Source organism: Rhodococcus sp. AW25M09 (assembly GCF_000333955.1).
Classification (GTDB): Bacteria; Actinomycetota; Actinomycetes; order Mycobacteriales; family Mycobacteriaceae; genus Rhodococcoides.
The window spans coordinates 1-21,876 of sequence record NZ_CAPS01000115.1; the positions used below are offsets into that span (position 1 = coordinate 1).

The 21,876-nt window shown below is 64.6% G+C and carries 19 protein-coding genes and 2 pseudogenes; 11 read left to right on the plus strand and 10 right to left on the minus strand.

Annotation, left to right across the window (positions count from 1 at the left end):
- From RHODMAR_RS21730 to pth, 3 genes and pseudogenes are all read left to right on the plus strand, one after another.
- Positions 1 to 363, plus strand: a pseudogene (locus RHODMAR_RS21730) (hypothetical protein); the annotation flags it as partial.
- 199 nt (positions 364 to 562) lie between these two features.
- Positions 563 to 1,222 (plus strand): 50S ribosomal protein L25/general stress protein Ctc, encoded by a 660-nt coding sequence (locus RHODMAR_RS21735; RefSeq protein ID WP_008718897.1) that lies wholly within the window; start codon positions 563 to 565, stop codon positions 1,220 to 1,222.
- Positions 1,223 to 1,300: 78 nt separating this feature from the next.
- Positions 1,301 to 1,906 carry an aminoacyl-tRNA hydrolase gene (pth, locus tag RHODMAR_RS21740; protein ID WP_008718899.1) on the plus strand — a complete coding sequence of 202 codons (606 nt, stop codon included), beginning with the start codon at positions 1,301 to 1,303 and terminating at the stop codon, positions 1,904 to 1,906.
- Here pth and RHODMAR_RS21745 read toward each other — a convergent pair whose 3' ends face one another.
- Positions 1,907 to 3,541 (minus strand): fatty acyl-AMP ligase, encoded by a 1,635-nt coding sequence (locus RHODMAR_RS21745; protein ID WP_008718901.1) that lies wholly within the window; start codon positions 3,539 to 3,541, stop codon positions 1,907 to 1,909.
- Between the two features lie 224 nt (positions 3,542 to 3,765).
- On the opposite strand from RHODMAR_RS21745, the gene RHODMAR_RS21750 reads away from it, so the two are divergent.
- From RHODMAR_RS21750 to RHODMAR_RS21760, 3 genes are all read left to right on the plus strand, one after another.
- Positions 3,766 to 5,409, plus strand: coding sequence for a peptide chain release factor 3 (locus tag RHODMAR_RS21750; RefSeq protein ID WP_042940077.1), 1,644 nt, complete (start codon positions 3,766 to 3,768; stop codon positions 5,407 to 5,409).
- Positions 5,410 to 5,433: 24 nt separating this feature from the next.
- On the plus strand, positions 5,434 to 6,087 hold the full coding sequence (pnuC, locus tag RHODMAR_RS21755; protein WP_008718906.1) for a nicotinamide riboside transporter PnuC: 654 nt from the start codon (positions 5,434 to 5,436) through the stop codon (positions 6,085 to 6,087).
- A 146-nt stretch (positions 6,088 to 6,233) separates the two neighbouring features.
- Positions 6,234 to 6,905 (plus strand): hypothetical protein, encoded by a 672-nt coding sequence (locus RHODMAR_RS21760; RefSeq protein ID WP_042940078.1) that lies wholly within the window; start codon positions 6,234 to 6,236, stop codon positions 6,903 to 6,905.
- A gap of 11 nt (positions 6,906 to 6,916) precedes the next feature.
- Here RHODMAR_RS21760 and RHODMAR_RS21765 read toward each other — a convergent pair whose 3' ends face one another.
- The 4 genes from RHODMAR_RS21765 to RHODMAR_RS21780 all read right to left on the minus strand — a co-directional run bounded on the left by RHODMAR_RS21765 (position 6,917) and on the right by RHODMAR_RS21780 (position 11,457).
- The gene (locus RHODMAR_RS21765) at positions 6,917 to 7,915 is read right to left on the minus strand and encodes an enoyl-CoA hydratase/isomerase family protein (protein ID WP_008718908.1); all 999 of its coding nucleotides are present in this window, start codon (positions 7,913 to 7,915) and stop codon (positions 6,917 to 6,919) included.
- A gap of 47 nt (positions 7,916 to 7,962) precedes the next feature.
- Positions 7,963 to 8,646: a DUF4166 domain-containing protein gene (locus RHODMAR_RS21770; protein ID WP_008718911.1), complete on the minus strand. Its 684-nt coding sequence runs from the start codon at positions 8,644 to 8,646 to the stop codon at positions 7,963 to 7,965.
- Between the two features lie 79 nt (positions 8,647 to 8,725).
- The gene (locus RHODMAR_RS21775) at positions 8,726 to 10,522 is read right to left on the minus strand and encodes an ABC-F family ATP-binding cassette domain-containing protein (protein WP_008718913.1); all 1,797 of its coding nucleotides are present in this window, start codon (positions 10,520 to 10,522) and stop codon (positions 8,726 to 8,728) included.
- A complete protein-coding gene (locus RHODMAR_RS21780) occupies positions 10,522 to 11,457 on the minus strand; it encodes a 4-(cytidine 5'-diphospho)-2-C-methyl-D-erythritol kinase (protein WP_042940071.1) in 936 nt (311 codons plus the stop codon). The genes RHODMAR_RS21775 and RHODMAR_RS21780 overlap by 1 nt, the downstream gene beginning before the upstream one ends.
- A 182-nt stretch (positions 11,458 to 11,639) precedes the next feature.
- Here RHODMAR_RS21780 and RHODMAR_RS21785 point away from each other — a divergent pair, with 182 nt between their 5' ends.
- Together RHODMAR_RS21785 and RHODMAR_RS29220 are read left to right on the plus strand one after the other, a co-directional pair.
- On the plus strand, positions 11,640 to 12,629 hold the full coding sequence (locus RHODMAR_RS21785; protein WP_042940072.1) for a helix-turn-helix transcriptional regulator: 990 nt from the start codon (positions 11,640 to 11,642) through the stop codon (positions 12,627 to 12,629).
- A 12-nt stretch (positions 12,630 to 12,641) separates the two neighbouring features.
- A pseudogene (locus RHODMAR_RS29220) lies at positions 12,642 to 13,175 on the plus strand (DNA/RNA non-specific endonuclease); the annotation flags it as partial.
- A 288-nt stretch (positions 13,176 to 13,463) separates the two neighbouring features.
- Here the strand turns inward: RHODMAR_RS29220 and rsmA are convergent.
- The 3 genes from rsmA to RHODMAR_RS21800 all read right to left on the minus strand — a co-directional run bounded on the left by rsmA (position 13,464) and on the right by RHODMAR_RS21800 (position 16,547).
- Positions 13,464 to 14,339: a 16S rRNA (adenine(1518)-N(6)/adenine(1519)-N(6))-dimethyltransferase RsmA gene (gene rsmA, locus RHODMAR_RS21790; RefSeq protein WP_008718920.1), complete on the minus strand. Its 876-nt coding sequence runs from the start codon at positions 14,337 to 14,339 to the stop codon at positions 13,464 to 13,466.
- 151 nt (positions 14,340 to 14,490) lie between these two features.
- Positions 14,491 to 15,618 (minus strand): resuscitation-promoting factor, encoded by a 1,128-nt coding sequence (locus tag RHODMAR_RS21795; RefSeq protein WP_042940073.1) that lies wholly within the window; start codon positions 15,616 to 15,618, stop codon positions 14,491 to 14,493.
- 101 nt (positions 15,619 to 15,719) lie between these two features.
- On the minus strand, positions 15,720 to 16,547 hold the full coding sequence (locus RHODMAR_RS21800) for a TatD family hydrolase (RefSeq protein WP_042940074.1): 828 nt from the start codon (positions 16,545 to 16,547) through the stop codon (positions 15,720 to 15,722).
- A gap of 21 nt (positions 16,548 to 16,568) precedes the next feature.
- Here RHODMAR_RS21800 and metG point away from each other — a divergent pair, with 21 nt between their 5' ends.
- The gene (gene metG, locus RHODMAR_RS21805; protein WP_008718927.1) at positions 16,569 to 18,113 is read left to right on the plus strand and encodes a methionine--tRNA ligase; all 1,545 of its coding nucleotides are present in this window, start codon (positions 16,569 to 16,571) and stop codon (positions 18,111 to 18,113) included.
- 69 nt (positions 18,114 to 18,182) lie between these two features.
- Here metG and RHODMAR_RS21810 read toward each other — a convergent pair whose 3' ends face one another.
- Complete coding sequence (locus tag RHODMAR_RS21810) at positions 18,183 to 19,562, minus strand: WS/DGAT/MGAT family O-acyltransferase (RefSeq protein WP_008718929.1); 1,380 nt, start codon at positions 19,560 to 19,562, stop codon at positions 18,183 to 18,185.
- A 187-nt stretch (positions 19,563 to 19,749) separates the two neighbouring features.
- On the opposite strand from RHODMAR_RS21810, the gene RHODMAR_RS21815 reads away from it, so the two are divergent.
- Entirely contained in the window at positions 19,750 to 20,754 is a 1,005-nt protein-coding gene (locus RHODMAR_RS21815) for an alpha/beta hydrolase (protein WP_051048231.1), read from the plus strand.
- Positions 20,755 to 20,768: 14 nt separating this feature from the next.
- A complete protein-coding gene (locus RHODMAR_RS21820) occupies positions 20,769 to 21,197 on the plus strand; it encodes an SRPBCC family protein (RefSeq protein WP_042940075.1) in 429 nt (142 codons plus the stop codon).
- A gap of 3 nt (positions 21,198 to 21,200) precedes the next feature.
- On the opposite strand, the gene rsmI is transcribed toward RHODMAR_RS21820, so the two are convergent.
- Positions 21,201 to 21,876 (minus strand): 16S rRNA (cytidine(1402)-2'-O)-methyltransferase (rsmI, locus tag RHODMAR_RS21825; protein ID WP_042940080.1); only part of this gene is annotated, 676 nt, incomplete at its 5' end.

Genomic DNA, 21,876 nt, shown 5'->3' on the forward strand with positions numbered 1-21,876 from the left:
GATATAGGAGATTCGCGCATCCTCGGGGTGTACGACGCACTCGATCTCTGGATGCGCGGCAACGATCGGGGCTGCGCATTCGTCAACGCGTTCGCGGAATTCGGTGGCACCGACAGCCCGGCCCTCGCGATCATCGAGTCCGAGAAGTCGTGGACGAGATCGTTGTTCGCTCGACTGGCGACCGAAGCCGGGTACCCCGATGCCGACGCGCTGGGAACCCGACTGTCGGTGCTGCACGAGGGTGCGGTGGTGATGGGGACGGCAGGTGGCCGAGAGGATGCGATCTCGGTGGCGAGGTCGGTGGCTTCCGAGTTGCTCGCTGCGCTCGCAGTGGCACGGGTAGGTGCCGCCGGGGGCGCATAACCAAGCCACTGCGCAGCATCGTGTATTGTTTTCCAGGTTGTCTCGGCGAGGGTAGATCCACAGAAGTACGGATCCACCGTTATCGACGCGGCTCGGCCCCGTTGGCCGCGCTCGTTCGTGTCCGCCCCGACGAGCTTGACCGCCCGACGAAGTACGCCGCACGAACCACAGATCACAGTAATCAGGAGCAAGTAGCACCATGGCATCGAAGGTAAACAATCTCTCCGCGCAGGTCCGCACCGAATTCGGCAAGGGTGCCGCTCGCCGCGCACGTCGCGACGGCCTCGTTCCCGCCGTTCTGTACGGGCACGCCACCGATCCCCAGCACCTCGCTCTCGACGCTCGCGAGTTCGCAGCCGTTCTGCGTAACAACGGCACCAACGCCGTGCTGACGCTGGACATCGCGGGCAAGTCGCAGCTGGCGCTCACCAAGTCCATCGTCGTGCACCCGATCCGTCGCAGCATCGAGCACGCCGACCTCCTCGTCCTGCAGAAGGGCGAGCGCGTCACCGTCGAGGTCAACATCATCGTCGAGGGTGACGCCGCTCCCGGCACGCTGGTCACCACCGACTCCACCTACGTCGAGATCGAAGCCGACGCACTGGAGATCCCGGAGTCCATCACCGTCTCCGTCGAGGATGCGGAGATCGGCAAGCAGATCACCGCCGGCGACCTGCAGCTGGCAGACGGCGTCGTACTGATCTCCGATGCGGAACTCCTGCTCGTCAACGTCGTCGAGGCACCGTCCGAGGACGAGCTCGACGCAGAGGGCGAAGGCACCGAGCCGATCTCCGAGACCGGCGAGGCAGAGACCCAGGAAGAAGCCGGGACTGCGGACGACAGCTCCGACGAGAGCTGATCTCACCCAGCACGAAAGAACGGCGCGCCGACTCCCACGGGAGCGGCGCGCCGTTCGTTTCGAATGGTTGATGAGACAATGACGCACGTGAGCACCGAATCTGCCCCTCTCGACGGCCCGGCACTGATCGTCGGCCTGGGCAATCCTGGTCCGCAGTACGAAAAGACACGCCACAACGTGGGTTTCATGGTCGCCGACGCCCTTGCCGGACGCATCGGCGGGGCGTTCTCCTCGCACAAGAAGTCCAACTCCGACGTCGTGCAAGCCCGTCTGGGCAGTCGCTCCGTGGTCATTGCCAAGCCACGTACGTTCATGAATCTCTCCGGCCAACCGGTAGCGGCGTTGGCTCGCTTCTTCTCGATCGACCCGGCGAACATCGTGGTGGTGCACGACGAGTTGGATATCGACTTCGGTTCTCTGCGACTCAAACTCGGCGGCGGCGAGGGCGGCCACAACGGACTCCGGTCGATCTCCCAGCATTTGAGCACCAAGGATTACCTGCGAGTTCGAGTCGGCGTCGGGCGCCCACCCGGACGAATGGATCCGGCATCGTTCGTACTCAAGCCGTTCTCGGCCCCCGAACGCAAGGATCTCGGCGTCGTCGTCGAGGAAGCAGCGGACGCCGCCGAGTTACTGCTCTCGGCCGGACTGGAAACGGCGCAGAACAGGGTTCATCCGCGCTGATCAGTTCAGCAGCGACGCCGAATTCGCTCGCCGCAGTTTACCGCTCGATGTCTTGGGGATACTGCCCGGCCCGAGCACCGCAACGGTTCGCGGCCGTACGCCCACCTCGGAGTGCACGGCGTGGACCACCTCGCGCTCGATACGCTTGACCTCGTCCGGGTTGCCGAAATCGTTGGTTTCCACTGCTACAGCGAAACTTTCACGCTTGTCGCCGGCATCGAGTCGAATGGCGACAGCGTTACCCGGCCGTACCCCTGCGACGGTCCCTGCGGCCCGTTCGATGTCGGTGGGATAGATGTTGCGGCCGCCCATGATGATGACGTCCTTGATGCGTCCGCAGACGACCACCAGTTCGTCCTCGGTGATGTAGCCGATGTCGCCGGTGTCGAGCCAGCCGTCGGCGTCCTGGGTCGACACCGGCCCCTCGACGGTGATGTACCCGGGTGTGACGGCCTTGCCACGCACCTCGATGATGCCGACGCCGCGAGCGGTGAGCACCTGTCCCTCCTTGTCGACGACGCGCCCCTCGAGTCCGGGCACGAATTTGCCCAGCGTGGCAAGGGATCGGGTGTTCCCGCGAGTCGACGGGACGGCGCGACCCAGGGTCTCGAGCAGATCCGCGTCGACCACGTCGATGACCTGCCCGCGCGCAGGATCCGGAATCGATACGGCCAGAGTCGTTTCCGCCATTCCGTACACCGGAGCGAGCGCGAGCGGATTCAGTTTGTACTGAGCGCCCGCCTCGGCGAGCGAGATCATGGTCTCCGGGTCCACCGGCTCGGCTCCGTTCCACGCGTAGCGCAGAGTCGACAGGTCGAGGTCCAGGTCGTCCTCGGCCTGGCGCAGCCGACGCGCCAACAGCGAATAGGCGAAATTCGGTGCTGCCGTCACGGTTCCGCGGTACTTGGCGATGAGCTTGGCCCACAACAGCGGCGAGCGCAGGAAGTCGAGTGGCGTGATGCTGACGACCTCGGCACCGACCTGCATCGGCACCGACAGAAAGCCCACCATCCCCATGTCGTGGAACAGGGGCAACCAACTGACCATCACGTCGGAATCGACGTCGAACTCGATGCGGTCGATCATTGCGTAGGCGTTGACGTAGAAGTTCTCGTGCGTGATTCGCACTGCCTTCGGCGAACCGGTCGAGCCGGACGTGAGCTGTTGTAGCGCGATATCGGACTCGGACGTCGGCACCGGATCGATATCGCGGCCGGTCTTCATGTCCTCTATCTTCAGCACCGTGATACCGCGCTCCTCGAGCACGGGTGCAGCGATATCGAACGGAGCACCGAGAATCACGGCTTTGGCCTCGATCATCCGCACGACGGTCTCGGTGTCCTCGCCCCACACGGCAAGGTCGGTTCGTGGGGTGGGCTGATGCAACATCGTCACCGATGCCCCACGCATCCACGTGGCCTGGCACGCCGGCGCGATGTCCACCGGCTGGCCGGCCAGAATGCCGATCGCGTCCCCGTGTTCGACCCCCGCGTCGGCCAGCGCTCCTGCCATTCGACGTGCCTGCTCGTGAATTTCACCCCAGGACTGTCGGAGCGCCTCGTCGGGCTCGCCGGTGACGAGGCCCCGCTTGCTGGTGCTCGCGGTCTCGAACATCTCTTCGGTGAACTTGCTCAACGCGCTGCTCCTCGTGAGGTGAGTCCCGCCCCACCGTTCACACTAGGCAGTCCTGCCCCGGCCGCGGAGGACAACCGGCCGCGTATCCTAGAAATTTGATCGCAAGAATTCCTGCTCGGTGACCATGTCGGTGCAGCCTTCGCCAGGAGAATGAGGTTTCAGTGAGTACCCCGTCCAGTACCCCCGACGTCGACGCAACCCTCGAAGGGTCCGGATCGGCAGCGCTGGATGGATCCGCACCGAACGTCGGCTCGTCTCGAAACTCTGCCAAGGAACTCGAGACAGAGGTCACGAGGCGTCGAACATTCGCGGTGATCTCTCACCCCGACGCCGGTAAGTCGACACTCACCGAGGCCCTCGCGCTGCACGCACGCGTCATCTCCGAGGCCGGAGCCATCCACGGCAAAGCGGGCCGACGCTCCACCGTCTCCGACTGGATGGAAATGGAGAAGGCCCGCGGCATCTCGGTGAGTTCTACTGCACTGCAGTTCAACTACCAGACCTCTCCCGATGCCGAGATCACCAACGTCGTCAACCTCGTCGACACTCCCGGCCACGCCGACTTCTCCGAGGACACCTACCGCGTTCTGACGGCAGTCGACGCGGCCGTGATGCTCATCGACGCCGCGAAGGGTCTCGAGCCGCAGACTCTCAAGCTGTTCCAGGTGTGCCGTCAGTTCGGCATCCCGGTCATCACCGTGATCAACAAGTGGGACCGCCCGGGCCAGTCGCCGCTCGAGTTGCTCGACGAGATCGAGTCGCGAATCGGTCTCACTCCGACGCCGCTGTACTGGCCCGTCGGTATCGCCGGAGACTTCCGCGGTCTGCTCGACGTGCAGGACGGCAGCTACATCCGCTTCACCCGCACCGCCGGTGGCGCGACCATCGCTCCCGAGGAATTCATGACGGCCGAGGCCGCGGCCGAACGCGAAGGCGTCGACTGGGACACCGCCGTCGAGGAGAGCGATCTGCTGATCTCGAGCGGTCAGCAGCACGATCAGGAGATGTTCCTGGCCGGTCAGACCTCGCCGGTGATCTTCGGCTCGGCGATGCTCAACTTCGGCGTCCGGCAGATCCTCGACACCCTGGTGGCCCTGGCTCCCGCCCCGGGATCTCGTGAGGACGCCTCCGGCGGCGTACGCGAGGTGACCGACCCGTTCAGCGCCGTGGTGTTCAAGGTGCAGGCAGGCATGGACACCGCCCATCGAGATCGACTCGCATTCATGCGCGTCGTATCCGGCGTCTTCGAGCGAGGAATGGTCGTCACGCACGCCCAGACCAAGAAGCCGTTCACCACCAAGTACGCGTTGACGGTATTCGGCCGCGATCGTACGACGGTCGAGCACGCCTACCCCGGAGACATCGTCGGCCTGGTCAACGCCACCGCACTCGCCCCGGGACACACGCTGTACACCGACAAGAAGGTCGAGTTCCCACCGATTCCGTCGTTCGCTCCCGAGCATTTCTCGGCATTGCGGGTGGACAGCGCGGACAAGTACAAGAAGTTCCGCCGCGCCGTCGAGCAGCTCGATTCGGAGGGCGTGGTGCAGGTGCTGCGCAACGACATCCGCGGCGACGCGTCCCCGGTGCTCGCGGCCGTTGGCCCGATGCAGTTCGAGGTGGTCACCGCTCGGATGAAGACCGAGTTCGGCGTCGACGCTCGGATGGAACCACTCGGGTACTCGCTGGCGCGGCGAACCGACGCGGCATCGGCGGTCGAGTTGGGCCGGCAGCGTGGTGTCGAGATCTTCACTCGAACCGATGGCGCACTGCTCGCTCTGGTGAGCGACAAGTGGCGACTGCAGTACATCCAGAAGGAAATGCCCGAGTTGACCCTCGAGCCACTCGTCGCCGCGGGTGATCAGTAGCTTGCACTCGCTCGTTGCGGGCCCATGTTGATCGAGCTGCTCGACGCCGAATTCAGTGTGTTCGGACACCCGGTCCTGTGGCGTGAGGTGGTCGGCAACGGATTCGGATTGCTGTCGGCAATCGGCGGTATGCGACGCGTCGTCTGGGCGTGGCCGGTGGGGATCATCGGAAACGCGTTGCTGTTCACAGTCTTTCTCGGCGGCGTGTTCCACACCCCGCAGGCGCTCGATCTCTACGGTCAGGCGGGACGCCAGCTGATGTTCATCGCCGTGAGTGTCTACGGGCTGGCGCGCTGGATGCGAGATTCGAGGCGATCGGGGGCCGCCGTGCTCCCGAGGTGGGGCACAGCGCGAGAGCGAACGGCGATGGCCGTTGTCGCGATCGTCGGTACCGTGGTGTTCGCTCAACTGTTCGGCTACCTCGGCTCGTTCGGCAAATGGGCCGACGCGTGGATCTTCACCGGATCGATGTTGGCAACCTTCGGAATGGCGCGCGGCCTCACCGAGTTCTGGCTGATCTGGATCGCCGTGGACGTCGTGGGTGTGCCGCTGCTCGTGGTCGCCGGATTCTATCCGTCCGCAGTGCTCTATCTGGTGTACGCGACGTTCGTGGCGTGGGGATTTGCGGTGTGGTTAAGGATCCAGAACAAACATATCGGACAAAAAATGGCGTCTTAAACAATCGTGATGCTACTCTCGGTGTGTCCGAACAAACTTCGAGTACGTTTTTGCGTGCTCGGCACCGATAATTCGTTGTGATCGATATCCGATCGTGACATCTCGGCGCGGAACCACCTGGGAATCAGGATGAAGTGGAAGACGACATGACAAAGGCATCGAACTACCCATTGGCCGGGATCAAGGTCGGTGGCGCTCCGGCGCATCGGTTGGCGACGCCTTCCAAGTCCGACTCCGCTTCACCCACCGGTTCCCGCGCCGATTCTTCGGCGGCAGCACCCGCCGAGAAGGCGGTCGAGTCCTCTACCACCGACAAGTCGGCGGCAGAGGTCACGTCCACAGAGAAGGCGTCCGCAACAACGCCTGCACCAGCAACGTCGTCCGTCACGGAATCAACGCCACCCAGCGCGGATCGACGTCGTCCAGAGAAGCCCGCCAAGGAATCGAACGAGGTTGAAGTGACTACAAGCGATCAGATCTCAGAACACGGCCTGCCCACCAACGGCCGCTCCACGTCTCACGGGTCCAGCGCCAACGCCGGCTCCTCGCCGTCGCTCGGTCGCGGGCAGGCACCCGACCGTCGCACCGCGATGGGTGTCGCATCCGTGCGCATCGCAGGCCGCTTGACGCAGAACGAACTCGGCAGCCGCACCGGCGACATCCGCACCCCCGACACCTCCGTCGGTCCCGACGAGCTGCTGCAGCTCCTCGGCGAATACCTCGTCTCGGGTGGTCTGCAGAACCCCGAGATCCACGTGCGTTCCAACGGTCAGACGATCGTTCTGGACCTGCAGAACCCGGCCAAGGGTTACCGCTGATCCTCTGACGGTCACAACAACTGCTGGAATGCCTCTGGTCGCACCATCTCGAGTACCAGAGGCTTCCATTGCGGAGCTCGGTCTTTGTCCACCAGCACCGCACGCACTCCCTCCGCGAAGTCCGGCTCGCCGATGATCCATGTCGCCACCCGCAACTCTCGGTCGAGGCATTCACGCAACGTGCTGTCTGCTCCGTACGCAATCAGCGCGTCGGTGGCCATCAGCGATGTCGGTGACAGAGTCGCCAACTGAGTTTTTGTGGTCCGCGACCACGGAGTGTCGCACTGCAACGCATCGATGATGTCGACGAGAGACGCCTTGTCGAACACTGCCGCCACCGCCCCCGTGTCGAACGACAGCTCGGTCGTCGACGTCGACGTGGTGTAGCGCTCCAGAACGTCGTCGAGATCCTTGCCGCCCAGGATCTCAGCCTGCAGCTTGTCCAGGGCGTCGCTCGGGCAGAAATGTGTGGCCAAGCCGAGCGCCAGAGCATCGGATCCGGTGATGCGCGTTCCGGTCAACGCCAGGTAACGCCCGACGTGACCGGGCAGCCGCGAGAGAAAGTAGCTCGACCCCACGTCCGGCACAAAGCCGATTGCCGTCTCGGGCATCGCCAAGACCGCATTTTCGGTGACGATGCGGATGCTGCCGTGAATCGATATCCCCAAACCTCCGCCGAAGGCCGCAGCATCGATCACAGCGATGTAGGGCTTGGGATAGGAGGCGATCAACTCGTCCAGGTCGTATTCGGCCGAGAAGTACTGTGCCCCTGCTTCGTGGTCGCCCTCGACTACGGACTGCCGAATCGCCTTGATGTCTCCGCCCGCGCAGAACGCCCGCGGTGAACTGCTCGTCACCAGAACCGACCCGACCGCATCGTCGTCTCGCCACGCATCCAGAGCGGCTCGAATACCGTCGATCATGGCACCGTTCAACGAGTTCAGGGCCTCCGGCCGATTCAGGACGATATGCCCGACACCGCCGACAACCTCGGCTTCGACAACGGCCACTGTTGACTCCCCTTCACACGCACATCATTCGACGCGTAACAGTAGCGCTATTCGCGAGACTCGACAGACCGCGGACGCGCGTCGTCGGGAACGTCGGCGGGAGAACACGGACGCTCCTCAGCGGTGAACCACCCGCGATACAGAAACAGCTGCCCGAGAACCGGACTCTGGACCTTGATCTCGATGCGGTGCCGTTCCTCGGCCGCGTCCCACCACTCCCGACCGATCGTCAGCGCCGACGCCACCTTCGGCAACTTCGGGGCCACCGGGCCGAGCAGGAATCGGGGGACCTCGCTCTCGAGAATTAGACCACCCTCATCGTCGACCTCACACTTGGTGTGCACCACCATGTCCGAAGAGAAGCCCAGGTAGTCCAGCGCATACTCGTCGGATTCGGCCGAGGACACCATCACCGAGTTCATCCCCTGCGGGCGGCCCGGGAAGGCGAAGCGCCGAACGAAAGACAATGTCTCGCGGCCCAATTCGTCGACGTAAGCATAGTTGGCGATGGTGAACGGAACGTCCTTACCCACACCGGCGGGGAACAGGCCGCGCTTGCGTCCGGCCCACAGCAACGGCGGCGGAACCAGCCGAGAATGGGTCATCTCCTCCATCACGCCCACCCCGAACTGGGCGAGATCATCCGAGGACTGCAATCCGAAGCGCCATTGGACCTTGGGATGCAGGCGGGAGAAATCCGAACCGAGTACTTCCGCGACGACCGATGTCATATCTCCAGTATGCGCTGCGCGCATGTGAGCGAAACTACGTAGTGGGCTACGAAATGCCACTCACATGCGGCGAAGCCGCTCACTCGAGTTCGGCGGCCAACTCCATCCATCGTTCCTCGGCGACATCCTTGTCCGCGAGGACCTGCTTGAGTTCGGTGTCGAGGGCAACGAGTTGGTCGGGCGCGGTGGCCGCCTCGGCCAGCTCGGCGTGCAACTCGGCCTCACGCTTGGAGAGCCGGATGACGAGCTTCTCGAGTTTGCTGAGCTCCTTGCGGGCCGCACGCTCCGACGCCGCATCCCGGGTCGCCTTGCGCGGCACCCCGCCGGTGGTCAACGAATCCGGCGTGGCCTCGGCTGCAATGACTGCACGCCGACGCAGGTACTCGTCGATACCGCCGGGCAGGTTCGTGAGCTTGCCGTCGCCGAACAGTGCCCAGGTCGAATCACAAATGCGCTCGATCAGGTACCGGTCGTGACTGATGACAACGAGAGTGCCCGCCCAGCCGTCGAGGATGTCTTCGAGCTGCTGCAGGGTGTCGATGTCCAGATCGTTGGTGGGCTCGTCGAGCAGCAGCACGTTGGGCTCGGCCATCAGTACCCGTGTGAGCTGCAGTCGACGCCGCTCGCCACCGGAAAGATCTCCGACGGGGGTGCGCTGGCGGGCCGGGGTGAAGCCGAGCCGCTCCGCGAGCTGCCCGGCAGAAATCTCCCTGTCGCCGAGGGTGATCCGCTCGGCCACCTCCTTGACCGCGTCGAGCACCCGCAGTTTCTTGGGCAGGTCGTCCAATTCCTGCTTCAGCCAACCGATCTTGACGGTCTGGCCCTGAATGCGCTTACCGGCAGCGGGCTGCAGTTCACCGGCGAGCGTGCGGAGCATTGTCGTCTTACCCGAACCGTTGACGCCGACAAGGCCGACGCGCTCGCCGGGAGCCAGACGCCAGGTGAAGTCCTTCACCAATTCGCGGCCGTCGGGGGTTTCGAGGCGGGCGTCTTCGAGTTCGATGACGACCTTGCCGAGACGACGTTGAGCAAAGGAGGACAACGCGACGGAGTCACGCGGTGCGGGCACGTCGGCGATCAGCGCCTCGGCCGCTTCGATGCGGTACTTGGGCTTGGAGGTACGGGCCGGAGCGCCGCGGCGCAGCCACGCCAGTTCCTTGCGAGCGAGGTTGCGGCGACGCTCCTCGGATGCGTCCGCCTGGCGGGACCGCTCGGCGCGGGCGAACACCCAATCGTTGTAGCCGCCCTCGTAGGCCTCGACGCCGCCGCCGACCACTTCCCACGTTCTGTTCGCGACGGTGTCGAGGAACCAGCGATCGTGAGTGACGACCACCAGCGCGCTGCGCCGGTTGACCAAGTGCGCGGCCAACCACTGCACGCCCTCGACGTCGAGGTGGTTGGTCGGCTCGTCGAGGACCAGCAGATCGAGATCCTGCACGAGGGCCGCTGCCAACGCCACGCGTCGACGCTCACCGCCGGACAGGTTGTCGATCGGCGCATCGAGCCCCGAGCTACCGGCCGGCCCGAGGTCGGCAATACCGATACCCGTCAGAATGTTCCGCACCCGGGAGTCGCCGGCCCACTCGTGCTCGGCCATTCCCAGTGGGTCCAGCACCACCTGGCCGACGGTCGACCCGGGCGGCAGCACGCCGCGCTGAGTGACGACGGCCATTCGCAGACCGTTGACTCGGCTCACGCGTCCCGAATCGGGGGGTTCGATGCCCGCGAGGACCTCGAGGGTGGTGGTCTTGCCGCCGCCGTTGAGGCCGACCATGCCGATACGTTCACCCTCCTGCACTCCGAGGGAGACGCCGTCGAGCAGGGGTTTGACGCCGAAGGACTTGCTGACGTTTTCGAGATTGACGAGATTGACCATCAGGAAAAACCAATCGATTCACTAGTGACCACACGAGCACCGGGAACCGGTCCACTCGCAACACGGACGGTGCGGCACACGCCTGCACCGGACAATTCAGCACTCACCGACACCGCCGCGTCGGCATCGACACACAGGAACGCACACGTGGGACCCGAGCCCGACACGATGCCTGCCAACGCTCCCGCAGTGACTCCCGCCCGAAGCGTCCGACGCAGCTGTGGCATCAGCGACACCGCAGCAGCCTGCAGGTCGTTACCGAGCAACGGCGCCAGGGCGCGCGGATCACCGGACGCGAGCGCATGCATCAGATCCGCGGTACCGCCCAGGCGCGGCGGGGTGCCCTTGGCCCGCAACTCGTCGAGCTCGTTGTACACCGCGGGCGTCTGCAGACCACCCTTCGCCAGGGCCAGCACCCAGTGAAAACTGTTGCGGGAGAGCACCGGAAGCAATTTTTCACCCCGGCCGGTCCCGACGGCCGTACCGCCATGAAGCGAGAACGGCACGTCGCTGCCCAGTTCCGCGGCCACCTCGTCGAGCTCGTCACGCGAGAGATCGAGATGCCACATCGCATTGAGCGCCACCAGGGTCGCGGCGGCATCGGCGCTTCCGCCTGCCATCCCCCCGGCCACCGGAATGCCCTTGTCGATGGTGATCTCCACCGACGGCTCGCGTCCGACTCGACGCCCCAGCAGCTCCGCGGCCTTCCACACCAGATTCCGCGAATCCGTGGGAACCACCTTCGCGTCGTCGCCGCGCACCCGTACCGCGAGAGTCTTCGCTGGAATCACCGACAGTTCGTCCGAGAGCGAGAGCGCCTGGAACACCGTCGTCAACTCGTGAAAGCCATCGGGACGCAGGTCACCGACCGAGAGATGCAAATTCACCTTCGACGGGGCCCGAACGACAACGGGTGTGGGAACGACAGACAGCACGAGTAACCACAGTAGTGGAGAAACAGGAGCCGAGTTCACCACCAGGGCGGCCTCCGGCGGGTAGTCAATGTGACGTTCAGTGGCCTTTGTGGGGGTCAATGTCACATTCAGTGGACTTGGGCGGCGGTAGCGAGTCGGCAAAGCGGACCGAATGTGTCCGCATTGCGTGTCATCGTGTCGCTATGAAGGAAACATCGGCTCGGCTGTTGCGGTTGTTGTCGCTGCTTCAGACCCGTCGTGATTGGGCGGGCTCGGAGTTGGCGGAACGGCTCGACGTCACGCCTCGTACGTTGCGGCGCGATGTGGACAAGCTTCGCGACATCGGTTATCCGGTCAATGCGACGCCGGGTGTCGGTGGCGGTTACCAGCTCGGACCCGGTGCCGAGATGCCGCCACTGTTGCTCGACGACGACGAGGCGCTGGCGGTCGCGTTCGGTTTGCAGTCGGCGGCGGGTGGGTCGGTGGCGGGCATCGGGGAGGCGTCGCTGCGGGCGTTGACAAAGTTGCGTCAGGTGATGCCCTCGCGCATTCGGCATCGGCTCGACGCTCTGCGGATCGACGTGGTGGAACATACGCCGCGCTCGGCGGTGGATGCATCGGTGCTGTCGACGGTGGCCGCGGTGTGCCATGGGCACGAGCGGCTGCGATTCGACTACCGCAAGCACGACGGTTCCGAGTCCAGACGCGAGGTGGAGCCGTACAGCCTGGTGCGGGCAGGTGCCCGGTGGTATCTGCTGGGATGGGATGTGCAGCGGGAGGATTGGCGGTCGTATCGCGTGGATCGGTTGATTCCGAAGATTCCGACGGGTCCCCGGTTCACCCCGCGCGAGTTACCGGAAGGCGGTGCGGCCGCGTTCGTCTCGAAAGGAATCGATCGCGCGTTCAGTCAGGTACAGGCGAGGATCGCATTGCACGCCCCGATCGAGACGATTGCTCCGATGGTCGACGAGCAATGGGGCGCAATCGAATCCATCGACGGCGATACTTGCGCGGTGGTGCTGTCCGGAGATTCCCTGCCGTCGATCGCGCGGTGGCTGGCGGCGTTCGACACCGATTTCACCGTGCTCGATCCACCTGAGCTACGTGACGAATGCCGCCTGGTGGCCCAGAAGCACGCACGACTGACCGAGCGCTACCTGGCGGCAGTTCACTCTCCGGTAACCGGGACGTGAGTCAATGCAGCAATGACGACACCACTCGGTTTCGACCCGAAGTTCTTGGCCGACATCGATGTTCCGTTGCCCGACCGCCCCGGCGTGCTGGTCCTTCCGTACACGCACTTCTCGGTGTCCATCGACCCCGCTCGACGCCTCGCCGCGGTCACCGGCGTCAACATCGACGGCGCGAACATGAAGGATGTTGCGCGGGGTGACGACTGGCGGTTGGACGATCATTTGCAGGCGTCGCAGCAGGCCGGCAACGAGTTGTACTCGAACAACGACCTCGATCGCGGGCATCTGGTCCGCAGGCGAGATCCGGTGTGGGGCGAGCTGTCGGTGGCCCAGCGCGCCAACAAGGACACCTTTCACTACACGGTGTGCGCTCCTCAGACGGCCACTCTGAACCAGTCCAAGACACTCTGGCTCGGGCTCGAGGACTACGTTCTCGGGTACGCCGAACAGTACGGCCGACGGCTTTCGGTCTTCAGCGGCTGCATCTTCGCCGACGACGATCCGATCTACCGGGGAATCGCCATTCCTCGGCAGTTCTTCAAGATCGCCGTGTGGTCGCAGGATTCGACTCCCGCGTGCACCGGTTACGTCCTGGATCAGTCGCCGTCCCTCGGCCCTGTCCTCGACAAGCCGCTGCGGCTCGAGACCGATCCCCCGCCCCTCCGGCCCGTACCGGACCTACCAGGTTCCGGTAGCCGACATCGCGTCGGCGACGGGTCTCGAACTGGACATGCTGATCGCGGCCGATCGCTATGCACCGGTGGCGGCAGCTCGCGAGGGTGCGTCGACGTGGACCGAGTTGACGAGACTGTCCGACGTGCACTTGTAAATCGATCAGGCTTCGGTGGCGGCCAAGCGGACGAACGCCGCAGCGTCGATGGTCTCGCCGCGGGCGGTCGGATCGATGCCGGCCTCGCGCAATCGACGTTCGGCGGCGACCGGCGAGCCGGCCCACCCTGCCAGAGCCGCTCGTAGCGTCTTGCGCCGTTGTGCGAATGCGGCATCGATCACCGCGAAGACTGCCTTGCGATGCGCGGTGTCGGTCGGCCACGGCGGCTCGGCGTATCGGTCGATTCGCACCAGCCCCGACTCGACTTTGGGCACCGGCCAGAACACCGAACGGCCTACTGCACCTGCTCTTTTGACGTCACCGAAGAATCTGGCCTTGACGCTCGGGATGCCGTAGATCTTGCTGCCCGGGACTGCGGCAAGCCGATCGGCCACCTCGGCCTGCACCATCACCACGGCAACGCGAAGGCTCGGCAATTCCGAGAACAGGTGGATGAGAACCGGAACCGCGACGTTGTACGGCAGGTTCGCCACCAACGCGGTCGGCTCGCCGGCGATGTCCGCCGCTCGAACTCGCAAGGCGTCGGCCTCGATCACGGTCAGTCGGTCGGCCAGAGTCGGAGCCCGCTCGGCCACCGTCGTGGGCAACCGGGTTGCCAGCTTGGGGTCGATCTCGACGGCGATGACCGAATCGGCGACGTCGAGCAGCGCGAGAGTCAACGAACCGAGACCGGGTCCGACCTCGAGCACAGTGTCCTGCGGGCCGACGCCGGCCGAGGCGACGATGCGTCGAACCGTGTTGGCGTCGTGCACGAAGTTCTGACCGAGCTGTTTGGTGGGCCGCACATCGAGCTCGGCGGCGAGAGAGCGGACCTCGGCAGGACCGAGCAGAGCCGCAGATCCCCTCACATGTTCGGACACGGCCGAAACTCTACGTGGGCAGGAGTGGAGCCTGCGGAATGACCCAGAAAGGCAGGAGTGGAGCCTGCGGAATGACCCAGAAAGGCAGGAGTGGAGCCTGCGGAATGACCCAGAAAGGCAGGAGTGGAGCCTGCGGAATGACCCAAGGCAGTCAGCGATAACCCAGGCGCGAGGTGCAGGCAGGCCATGCGCCCCAGCCCTGGGACTTCTGTGTCACCGATGCGATGGCGATCTGCTCCTCGCGGGTGGCGAGATCGGCGCGCGGTGCGTATTTGAGGCCGCCCTGCCGTTCCCAGGTGTTCTGGTCGAACTGCACGCCGCCGAAGAAACCGTTGCCGGTGTTGATGGCCCAGTTGCCGGTGGCCTCGCACTGAGCGAGCGCATCCCAGATCGCACCGTTCTGCACCGGCGGCACCTCGGTGCCGGGCTTGGCTCCGACGCGAACGGTCTTGGGCTGCGCGGGCACCTCGACCTTCTCGTCGACTTTTTCGCGGCCGACCTCTTTGCCGTTGACCATGTTGATCTTCCACGTGATGTCGGAGACGCCCGGAGCGCCCGGGTTCTCGACGATCGTCCGGCTCATGTTCATCGTCGGATCCTCGATGCGCTGCGCGGGTGCCTCGGTATCGGTGGTTTCGGTCTTGGTGACGGTGCGGTTGCGCGTGATGACGATCTCGGCGCCGTCGGTGACGGTGGCATCGGGATCGGGGGTGACGGTGTCTGCTTCTTCGAGCGGAGCGCCCGCTGCTTCGAGGAATTCGCGCACGGTCGGTGCAGCCTCGGTGACCGGCACGGCGGGAGCGCCGCCGTCGGCGAGCGAGACCTGCTTGGGTAGCGCTACGTCGAGTTCGGTGCCGTCGAGGGGCAGGCGGTCCGAGCGCGAGGCCGATACGTGGACGTCCTCGTCCAGACCGGTCTGCTGCAGCGCTTCGTCGACGGTCAGGGCGGTGGTCCAGATCTGCTCGGGCGTGCCGTCCACGTTCAGGGTGATCTCGCGAGCGCGGCGCAGGACGACGGTGTCTCCGTCACTGAGCCCGGAGTCCGGTGCGGGAACGACCAGATCCTTGTCCGACGGCGCGTAACCCGCGTCGACCAGCGCACTGTTGACGTCTGTCTTCATCGTGCTCAGCGAAATCATGTCGCCGTCGACATCGATCGTCACGGTCTTGTGACGGCTCACCGCCATCACACCACCGGCGACGAGTGTCATCAACAAGGCCGCCACGACCAGGTAAAGCGTCGTCGAACGAGCGGAGTTGAGGCGTGTGAAAGTCGACAAGTTGTGTATTCCTGGCGGTTGCGAGCGTGACTTCGGCGCGAAACACCCAAGTTCGGTCACGGTACGGTAACGAATTAGTACCCGCGCCGCAACTTCGCCGGCTACAGCCCGTACACCCGCTCGGCGTTCGCAGTGGCATGTGCAGCCAACTCGGCCGGATCCTGACCACGAACCTCGGCCAACGCCCGCGCGGTGTACGGCAGGCAATAGGGCTCGTTCGGCGCACCGCGGAACGGATGCGGGGTGAGGAACGGCGCGTCGGTCTCCACCAGCACCAGCTCGTCCGGCACGAGCAGCGCCGCCTCGCGCAGCGCATGCGCATTCTTGAAACTGACCGTCCCGGAGAAACTGAGGACGTAACCCGCGTCGACGCATGCTCTCGCAGTCTCGGGACCGCCGGAGAAGCAGTGGAAGATCACCGTCTCGGGAGCGCCCTCCGCCCGCAACGCCGCGAGCAGATCCTCGTCGGCCTCCCGGTTGTGAATCATCAGCGGTTTTCTCAGCCGCTTCGCCAGATCGATGTGCCAGCGAAAACCGTCGTGCTGTTCGGTCACCGTCGCGCAGCCGTCGAGCTTGCCGGGCCAGTAATAGTCCAGTCCCGTCTCACCGACGGCGACCACCCGAGGATCCGACGCCAACCGCTCTATCTCGGCTCTGGTCGCGTCGTCGAGCACGTTCGCGCGAGTGGGGTGGATGGCCACCGCGGCCCACACCCGCGAATCCCACGAGGCGGCGTCGACGGCGAAGCGGGCGGCGTCGAGGTCATCGGCGATCGTGACCACCCGTGTGACGCCGACGGACTCGGCTCGATCGACGATGGTGGCCACACTCGCCGCGTCGGTCGCTCCGCACGCATCGAGGTGGGTGTGCGCGTCGACGAGAGTGCCGACAGGCTCGGGCAACGGAGGTGCGGGACGGTCTTTGCTCACGAAAGTTAGAGTAGGCGAACCATGACTGCGCCAGCTGATGCCTCACGGCCACCCTTCTACGTCACCACTGCGATCGCCTACCCCAACGGCGCTCCGCATATCGGGCACGCCTACGAGTACATCGCCACCGACGCCATCGCCCGCTTCAAACGCCTCGACGGCTACGACGTGCGATTCCTGACGGGCACCGACGAGCACGGCCTGAAGATGCAGCAGACCGCACAGAACGAGGGCATCGACGTCCGCGAACTGGCGGCGCGCAACTCGGACGCGTTCCAGACCGCTCAGGATCTACTGAAGATTTCGTACGAGCGCTTCATTCGCACCACCGACGCCGACCACCTTGCCGCGAGCCAGGAATTGTGGAAGCGGATGGAGGCGAACGGAGACATCTATCTCGATGCGTTCTCCGGTTGGTACTCCGTGCGGGACGAGGCGTTCTACACCGAGGCCGAAACAACTCTTGCCGAGGACGGCTCCCGAGTCGCGACGGAGACCAACACTCCCGTCGAATGGACCGAGGAGCCGTCGTACTTCTTCCGGCTTTCGCAGTACCAGGACAAACTGCTCGAGCTGTACGACGCATCGCCGGACTTCATCGCGCCCAACACGCGCCGTAACGAGATCGTGAATTTCGTCAAGGGCGGCCTGCGGGACCTGTCGATCTCTCGAACCACGTTCGACTGGGGTGTGCCGGTGCCCGGCGACCCGGCGCACGTGATGTACGTGTGGGTCGATGCGCTGACCAACTACCTCACCGGGGCGGGCTATCCCGACGTCGAGTCCGAGTCGTACCGGAAGTTCTGGCCGGCCGATCTGCACATCATCGGCAAGGACATCACGCGCTTCCACACCGTCTATTGGCCGGCCTTCCTGATGTCCGCGGGTATCGAGCTACCCAAGCGGGTGTTCGTGCACGGGTTCCTCAACGTCAAGGGCGAGAAGATGTCGAAGTCCCTCGGCAACGTTCTGGACCCGCAGTCGTTGGTGGAGAACTACGGTCTCGATCCGGTGCGATTCTTCTTCCTGCGCGAGGTCTCGTTCGGTCAGGACGGCAGTTACAGCCATGAGGCGATCGTGGCCCGAGTCAACGCTGACCTGTCCAACGAGCTCGGCAACCTCGCTCAGCGTTCGCTGACGATGGTGGCCAAGAACCTCGACGGCATGCTTCCGACGCCGGGCGACTTCACCGCCGAGGACGAAGCGATGTTGGCGCGCGCGGACGCACTGCTCGAGATCTGCCGACGCGAATTCGAGGTGCAGGCACTGCATTCCGCACTCGAAGCCACCTGGTCGGTACTCGGCGAGACCAACCGCTACTTCTCGCTGCAACAGCCGTGGGTACTGCGCAAGACCGATCCCGATCGCATGGCCACCGTGCTGTACGTGACGCTCGAAGTAGTGCGCATCGTCGGCATCCTGGCGCAGCCGATCATGCCCGATTCCGCGTCGCGCATTCTCGATCTGCTCGGTGCAACCGAGCGCGAGTTCACCGCCATCGCAACACGTTCGGTACCCGGTACCTCATTGCCGACCCCGACGCCGGTGTTCCCCAAATACGAGTAGAGCGCTCCGCGCATGTGAGTGGAACTTCGACCTCTGCTACGAAGTTCCATTCACATGCGGCGAAGCCGCTCACAGGGTCTTTTCGAGCTCCTCCAACGTGTTCTCCAGATGCGTCAGCATGCGCTGCAGGTGCGGCACACTGCGTCGGCAACCGATGAGACCGAAGTTCAGCGAGTCGCCGTTACTGGCGACGGTGATGTTGAGCGCCAGACCGTCGGCCACGATCGACGCCGGGTACATGCCATCGAGTTTCGCGCCGTTCCAGTACAGCTCCTCTTTGGAGCCGGGCACGTTGGAGATTATGACGTTGAAGGGCGGCGGGGTGTTGTCGACGAATCCCGGTACCGGGCCGAACAGCAACGGGGCCATCGTGATTGCGCCGATGGCCAGCGCTTCGAGGGTGTTCAGCTCGCTCATCATCCGCTTGCCCTTGACGGTCGAATCCTTGATTCGTTCGAGCCGGAGAACCGGGTCGGATTCGTCGGTTCCCAGGTTGCACAGGATGGTCGTCACCGAGTTTCCGGCGTCCTTGTCGTCCCCGTCCTTGCGCAGCGACACCGGCACCATGGCGATCAGTGGCTGTTCGGGCAGCGCGTTCTGATCGATGAGGTACGCGCGCAGAGCGCCGGCGCACATCGCGAGCACCATGTCGTTGAGAGTTGCATCGAGGGCCTTGCCGACCGTGCGAATCCGCTCGATCGACCAACTCTCGGCGGCGAAGCGGCGAGCTCCGCCGATGGGCACGTTGAACATGGTCCTCGGCGCTTGCAGCGGCAGCTGCGCTCCCTCTTTCTTCAGCGCGCGCAATCCGATGCGCGCCGACGCGGGCGCGAAGTCGACCAGATCACCGACGATCTTGCGTCCCATCGAGAGCCCGCTGCCCAGCTGCGCCAACCGGCCGGGCTCCTGCGTGGCAACCTGCTTCTTTCGCCGGCCGAACAGGGACGGATCCCACGCAGCAAGACCTTTCCGATCCTCGGGGTCGGTGGAGAGCGTCCGCTGGGTCAGCTTCAAGGCACTCACTCCGTCGGCCAGCGAGTGGTGCATTTTGGTGTACAGCGCAATTCGGCCGTCGGCCAATCCTTCGATGATGTGCAGCTCCCACATCGGCCGGTATCGGTCGAGCGGCGTGCTGTGGTTGAGCGAGATGAACTGGAACAGCTCGCGAATTCGTCCCGGGGTCGGCAGCACAGTACGTCGAACGTGGTACTCGAAGTCGACGTCCGGATCGAATGCCCAGGCGAGATTTCCCATGATCTGCACCGGACGCGCAGGCCGCTTACGGAAGAGCTCGTGCACCTCTCCGGTGGTGAATTTGCTGTGCATTTCCTCGGCGAACTCGTGCGGATCACCGGGCGGCACGAGCAACTGCAGACCGCCCACGTGCATCGGGTGCTCCCGTGACTCCGCGATCAGAAACATCGATTCCGTGATGGGCATGAATGCCATGAGCTGTCCCTTTTTCTGTTCGTTTTCGATCACGTTACGGCACCGAATGTGACTCAGAACACGACCTTACGACGGCTGGCGAAAAGCTACCCGCTATTGTCCGTTAAGAGCGGTTCCACATAGACCGGGGTTCCGACGCACGGCGCACACGCGGCGCACAACGACAACGGGGATGGAGGCGACGGCCATGAATCCGGCGCTCACCGTAGTGAAATCGACCGATCGGGCAACCACCGCACGCAGGCAGGACATCCGTGGTGCCAGCCTGCAGTCGCAGATTCTGTCCAAGTCCCTCCAGCTCACGGTTCGACCGTTCCTGACGATCTGGGCGAAGGCACCCTCCCTTCCGTGGCCGATGGGCTTGGTCGACTACGCCGGACTGTTGGTCCCGCAGATCAGCGGCACCATGCGCAGCCGCGTCATGCTGGCCGAGTGCGAGGCGGAATGGATCCGCGCCGAGGGAACCGGGACCGATCGCGTGGTCCTCTATCTGCACGGCGGAGCGTTCGTATGCTGCGGCCTGCGTACGCATCGCCGAATGACCTCCCGGGTCTCGAAGGTCGTCGACGGCTCGGTCCTGTCGGTGAACTACCGCATGATGCCGAGAAATCCGATCAGCCATGCGGTCGAGGACGGCGTCGACGCGTACCGCTTCCTCCTCGATTCCGGATACCGCCCGGAGCAGATCGTCCTCGGCGGCGACTCGGCGGGTGGCTATCTCGCGTTCATGCTCGCTCTGGCGTTGCGCACCGTCGGCCTGCCTGCCCCCGCAGGCATCTTCACGATGTCGCCGCTGACCGATATGGACCCCTCCGGCAAGCTCGACCACGAGAACGCGTCCAAGTGTTCCGTCTTTCCGTCCAACGCGGTTCCCGCTCTGACCGAACTGGCCGATCGCGTCGATGCGCGCATCGTCGTCGAGGGCGAACGCGGCCCGCGTGTCTCTCCCGTCGACGGTGACCTCGCCGGTTTGCCGCCGGTGTTGATTCAGGTCGGTTCCACCGAAATGGTCTATGCCGATGCCGAACTCATGGCCGAGCGTCTCGCGGTCGCCGGAGTGGAGTGCGAACTTCAGGTCTTCGAAGATCAGGTACACGTCTTCCAAGCTGCCGATTTCGTCCCCGAGGCCCGCCGCGCACTCAAAGCTATCGGCGAGTTCGCGCGGAACGTCAGCCCGAGCGTAGAAAGCTGAGATACGTTCTCCCCATGGCAGTCACAGTGAGCAAGTCCGTCGACATCGAAGCAGACCCAGCGGCAGTACTCGACGTTCTCGCGGACGTCGAGGGCATTCCCTCGTGGTCCCCGGTGCACAAGAAGTGCGAAGTCGTCGATCGTTTCGACGACGGCAGACCGCACCACGTGAAGATGCAGGTCTCGATCATCGGCGTCAACGACGATCAGCTCGTCGAGTACACGTGGTCGGACAACGAGGTGTCGTGGACTCTCGTGGAGAGCAACCAGCAGAAGGCCCAGGAAGGCCGTTACACCTTGACGCCGAAGGACGGCGGTACCCACGTCGAGTTCGAGCTGACGGTCGACCCGAAAGCTCCTCTTCCCGGCTTTCTGGTGAAGAAGGGAACCAAGACGATCCTCGAGGCCGCGACCGAGGGTCTGCGCCAGCAAGTGACGGGCTGAGCGCTACTGCTCTTTGCGTGCCGCGAGAACGGCCTCGTAGACCTCTCGTTTGGAGACGCCGTCGACCGCCACCTGAGCGCAGGCGTCCTTCAACCGCATGCCCGACGCCACCAGCGCTTCCACCTCGGCGACGAGGTCCTCGGGCTCCTCGGCGACAGCGACTGCTCCTTCGAGTACGACGGTGATCTCGCCGCGCACTCCGCCCCTCGCCCATTCGAGCAGCTCGCCCAGGCCGCCGCGTCTGACCTCCTCGTAGGTTTTGGTCAGTTCCCGGCACACGGCGGCACGGCGATCGGGGCCGAGTTCGTGGACGGCGTCGTCGAGGCACGCGACGAGGCGATGCGGTGCCTCGAAGAAGACGATCGCACGCGACTCGGCGAGCACCGACCGAAAGTAGGTTCGACGCTGTCCCTGCTTGCGCGGCGCGAACCCGTCGAAGCAGAACCGTTCGACGGGCAAGCCGGACAAGGCGAGCGCAGTCGTCACTGCCGATGGACCGGGCAGGCAGGTCACCGGCAGCCCCGCGTCGACGCAGGCTGCCACGAGGCGGTAGCCGGGATCGCTCACCGACGGCATCCCGGCATCGGTCACCAACAGCACCGTCTCGCCCTCCGCCACTGCCTCGACCAGGGCCGGCAGCCGGGCCGTCTCGACCTGGTCGTAGAAACTGACCACTCTG

Bases quoted from the DNA above. Each gene is read 5' to 3' on its own strand.
- RHODMAR_RS21810 (WP_008718929.1), bottom strand. From the start codon at position 19,562: ATGGCATTCATGCCCATCACGGAATCGATGTTTCTGATCGCGGAGTCA.
- pth (WP_008718899.1), top strand. From the start codon at position 1,301: ATGACGCACGTGAGCACCGAATCTGCCCCTCTCGACGGCCCGGCACTG.
- RHODMAR_RS21775 (WP_008718913.1), bottom strand. From the start codon at position 10,522: ATGGTCAATCTCGTCAATCTCGAAAACGTCAGCAAGTCCTTCGGCGTC.
- pnuC (WP_008718906.1), top strand. From the start codon at position 5,434: ATGTTGATCGAGCTGCTCGACGCCGAATTCAGTGTGTTCGGACACCCG.
- RHODMAR_RS21785 (WP_042940072.1), top strand. From the start codon at position 11,640: ATGAAGGAAACATCGGCTCGGCTGTTGCGGTTGTTGTCGCTGCTTCAG.
- metG (WP_008718927.1), top strand. From the start codon at position 16,569: ATGACTGCGCCAGCTGATGCCTCACGGCCACCCTTCTACGTCACCACT.
- RHODMAR_RS21770 (WP_008718911.1), bottom strand. From the start codon at position 8,646: ATGACATCGGTCGTCGCGGAAGTACTCGGTTCGGATTTCTCCCGCCTG.
- RHODMAR_RS21815 (WP_051048231.1), top strand. From the start codon at position 19,750: ATGAATCCGGCGCTCACCGTAGTGAAATCGACCGATCGGGCAACCACC.
- RHODMAR_RS21735 (WP_008718897.1), top strand. From the start codon at position 563: ATGGCATCGAAGGTAAACAATCTCTCCGCGCAGGTCCGCACCGAATTC.
- RHODMAR_RS21820 (WP_042940075.1), top strand. From the start codon at position 20,769: ATGGCAGTCACAGTGAGCAAGTCCGTCGACATCGAAGCAGACCCAGCG.
- RHODMAR_RS21760 (WP_042940078.1), top strand. From the start codon at position 6,234: ATGACAAAGGCATCGAACTACCCATTGGCCGGGATCAAGGTCGGTGGC.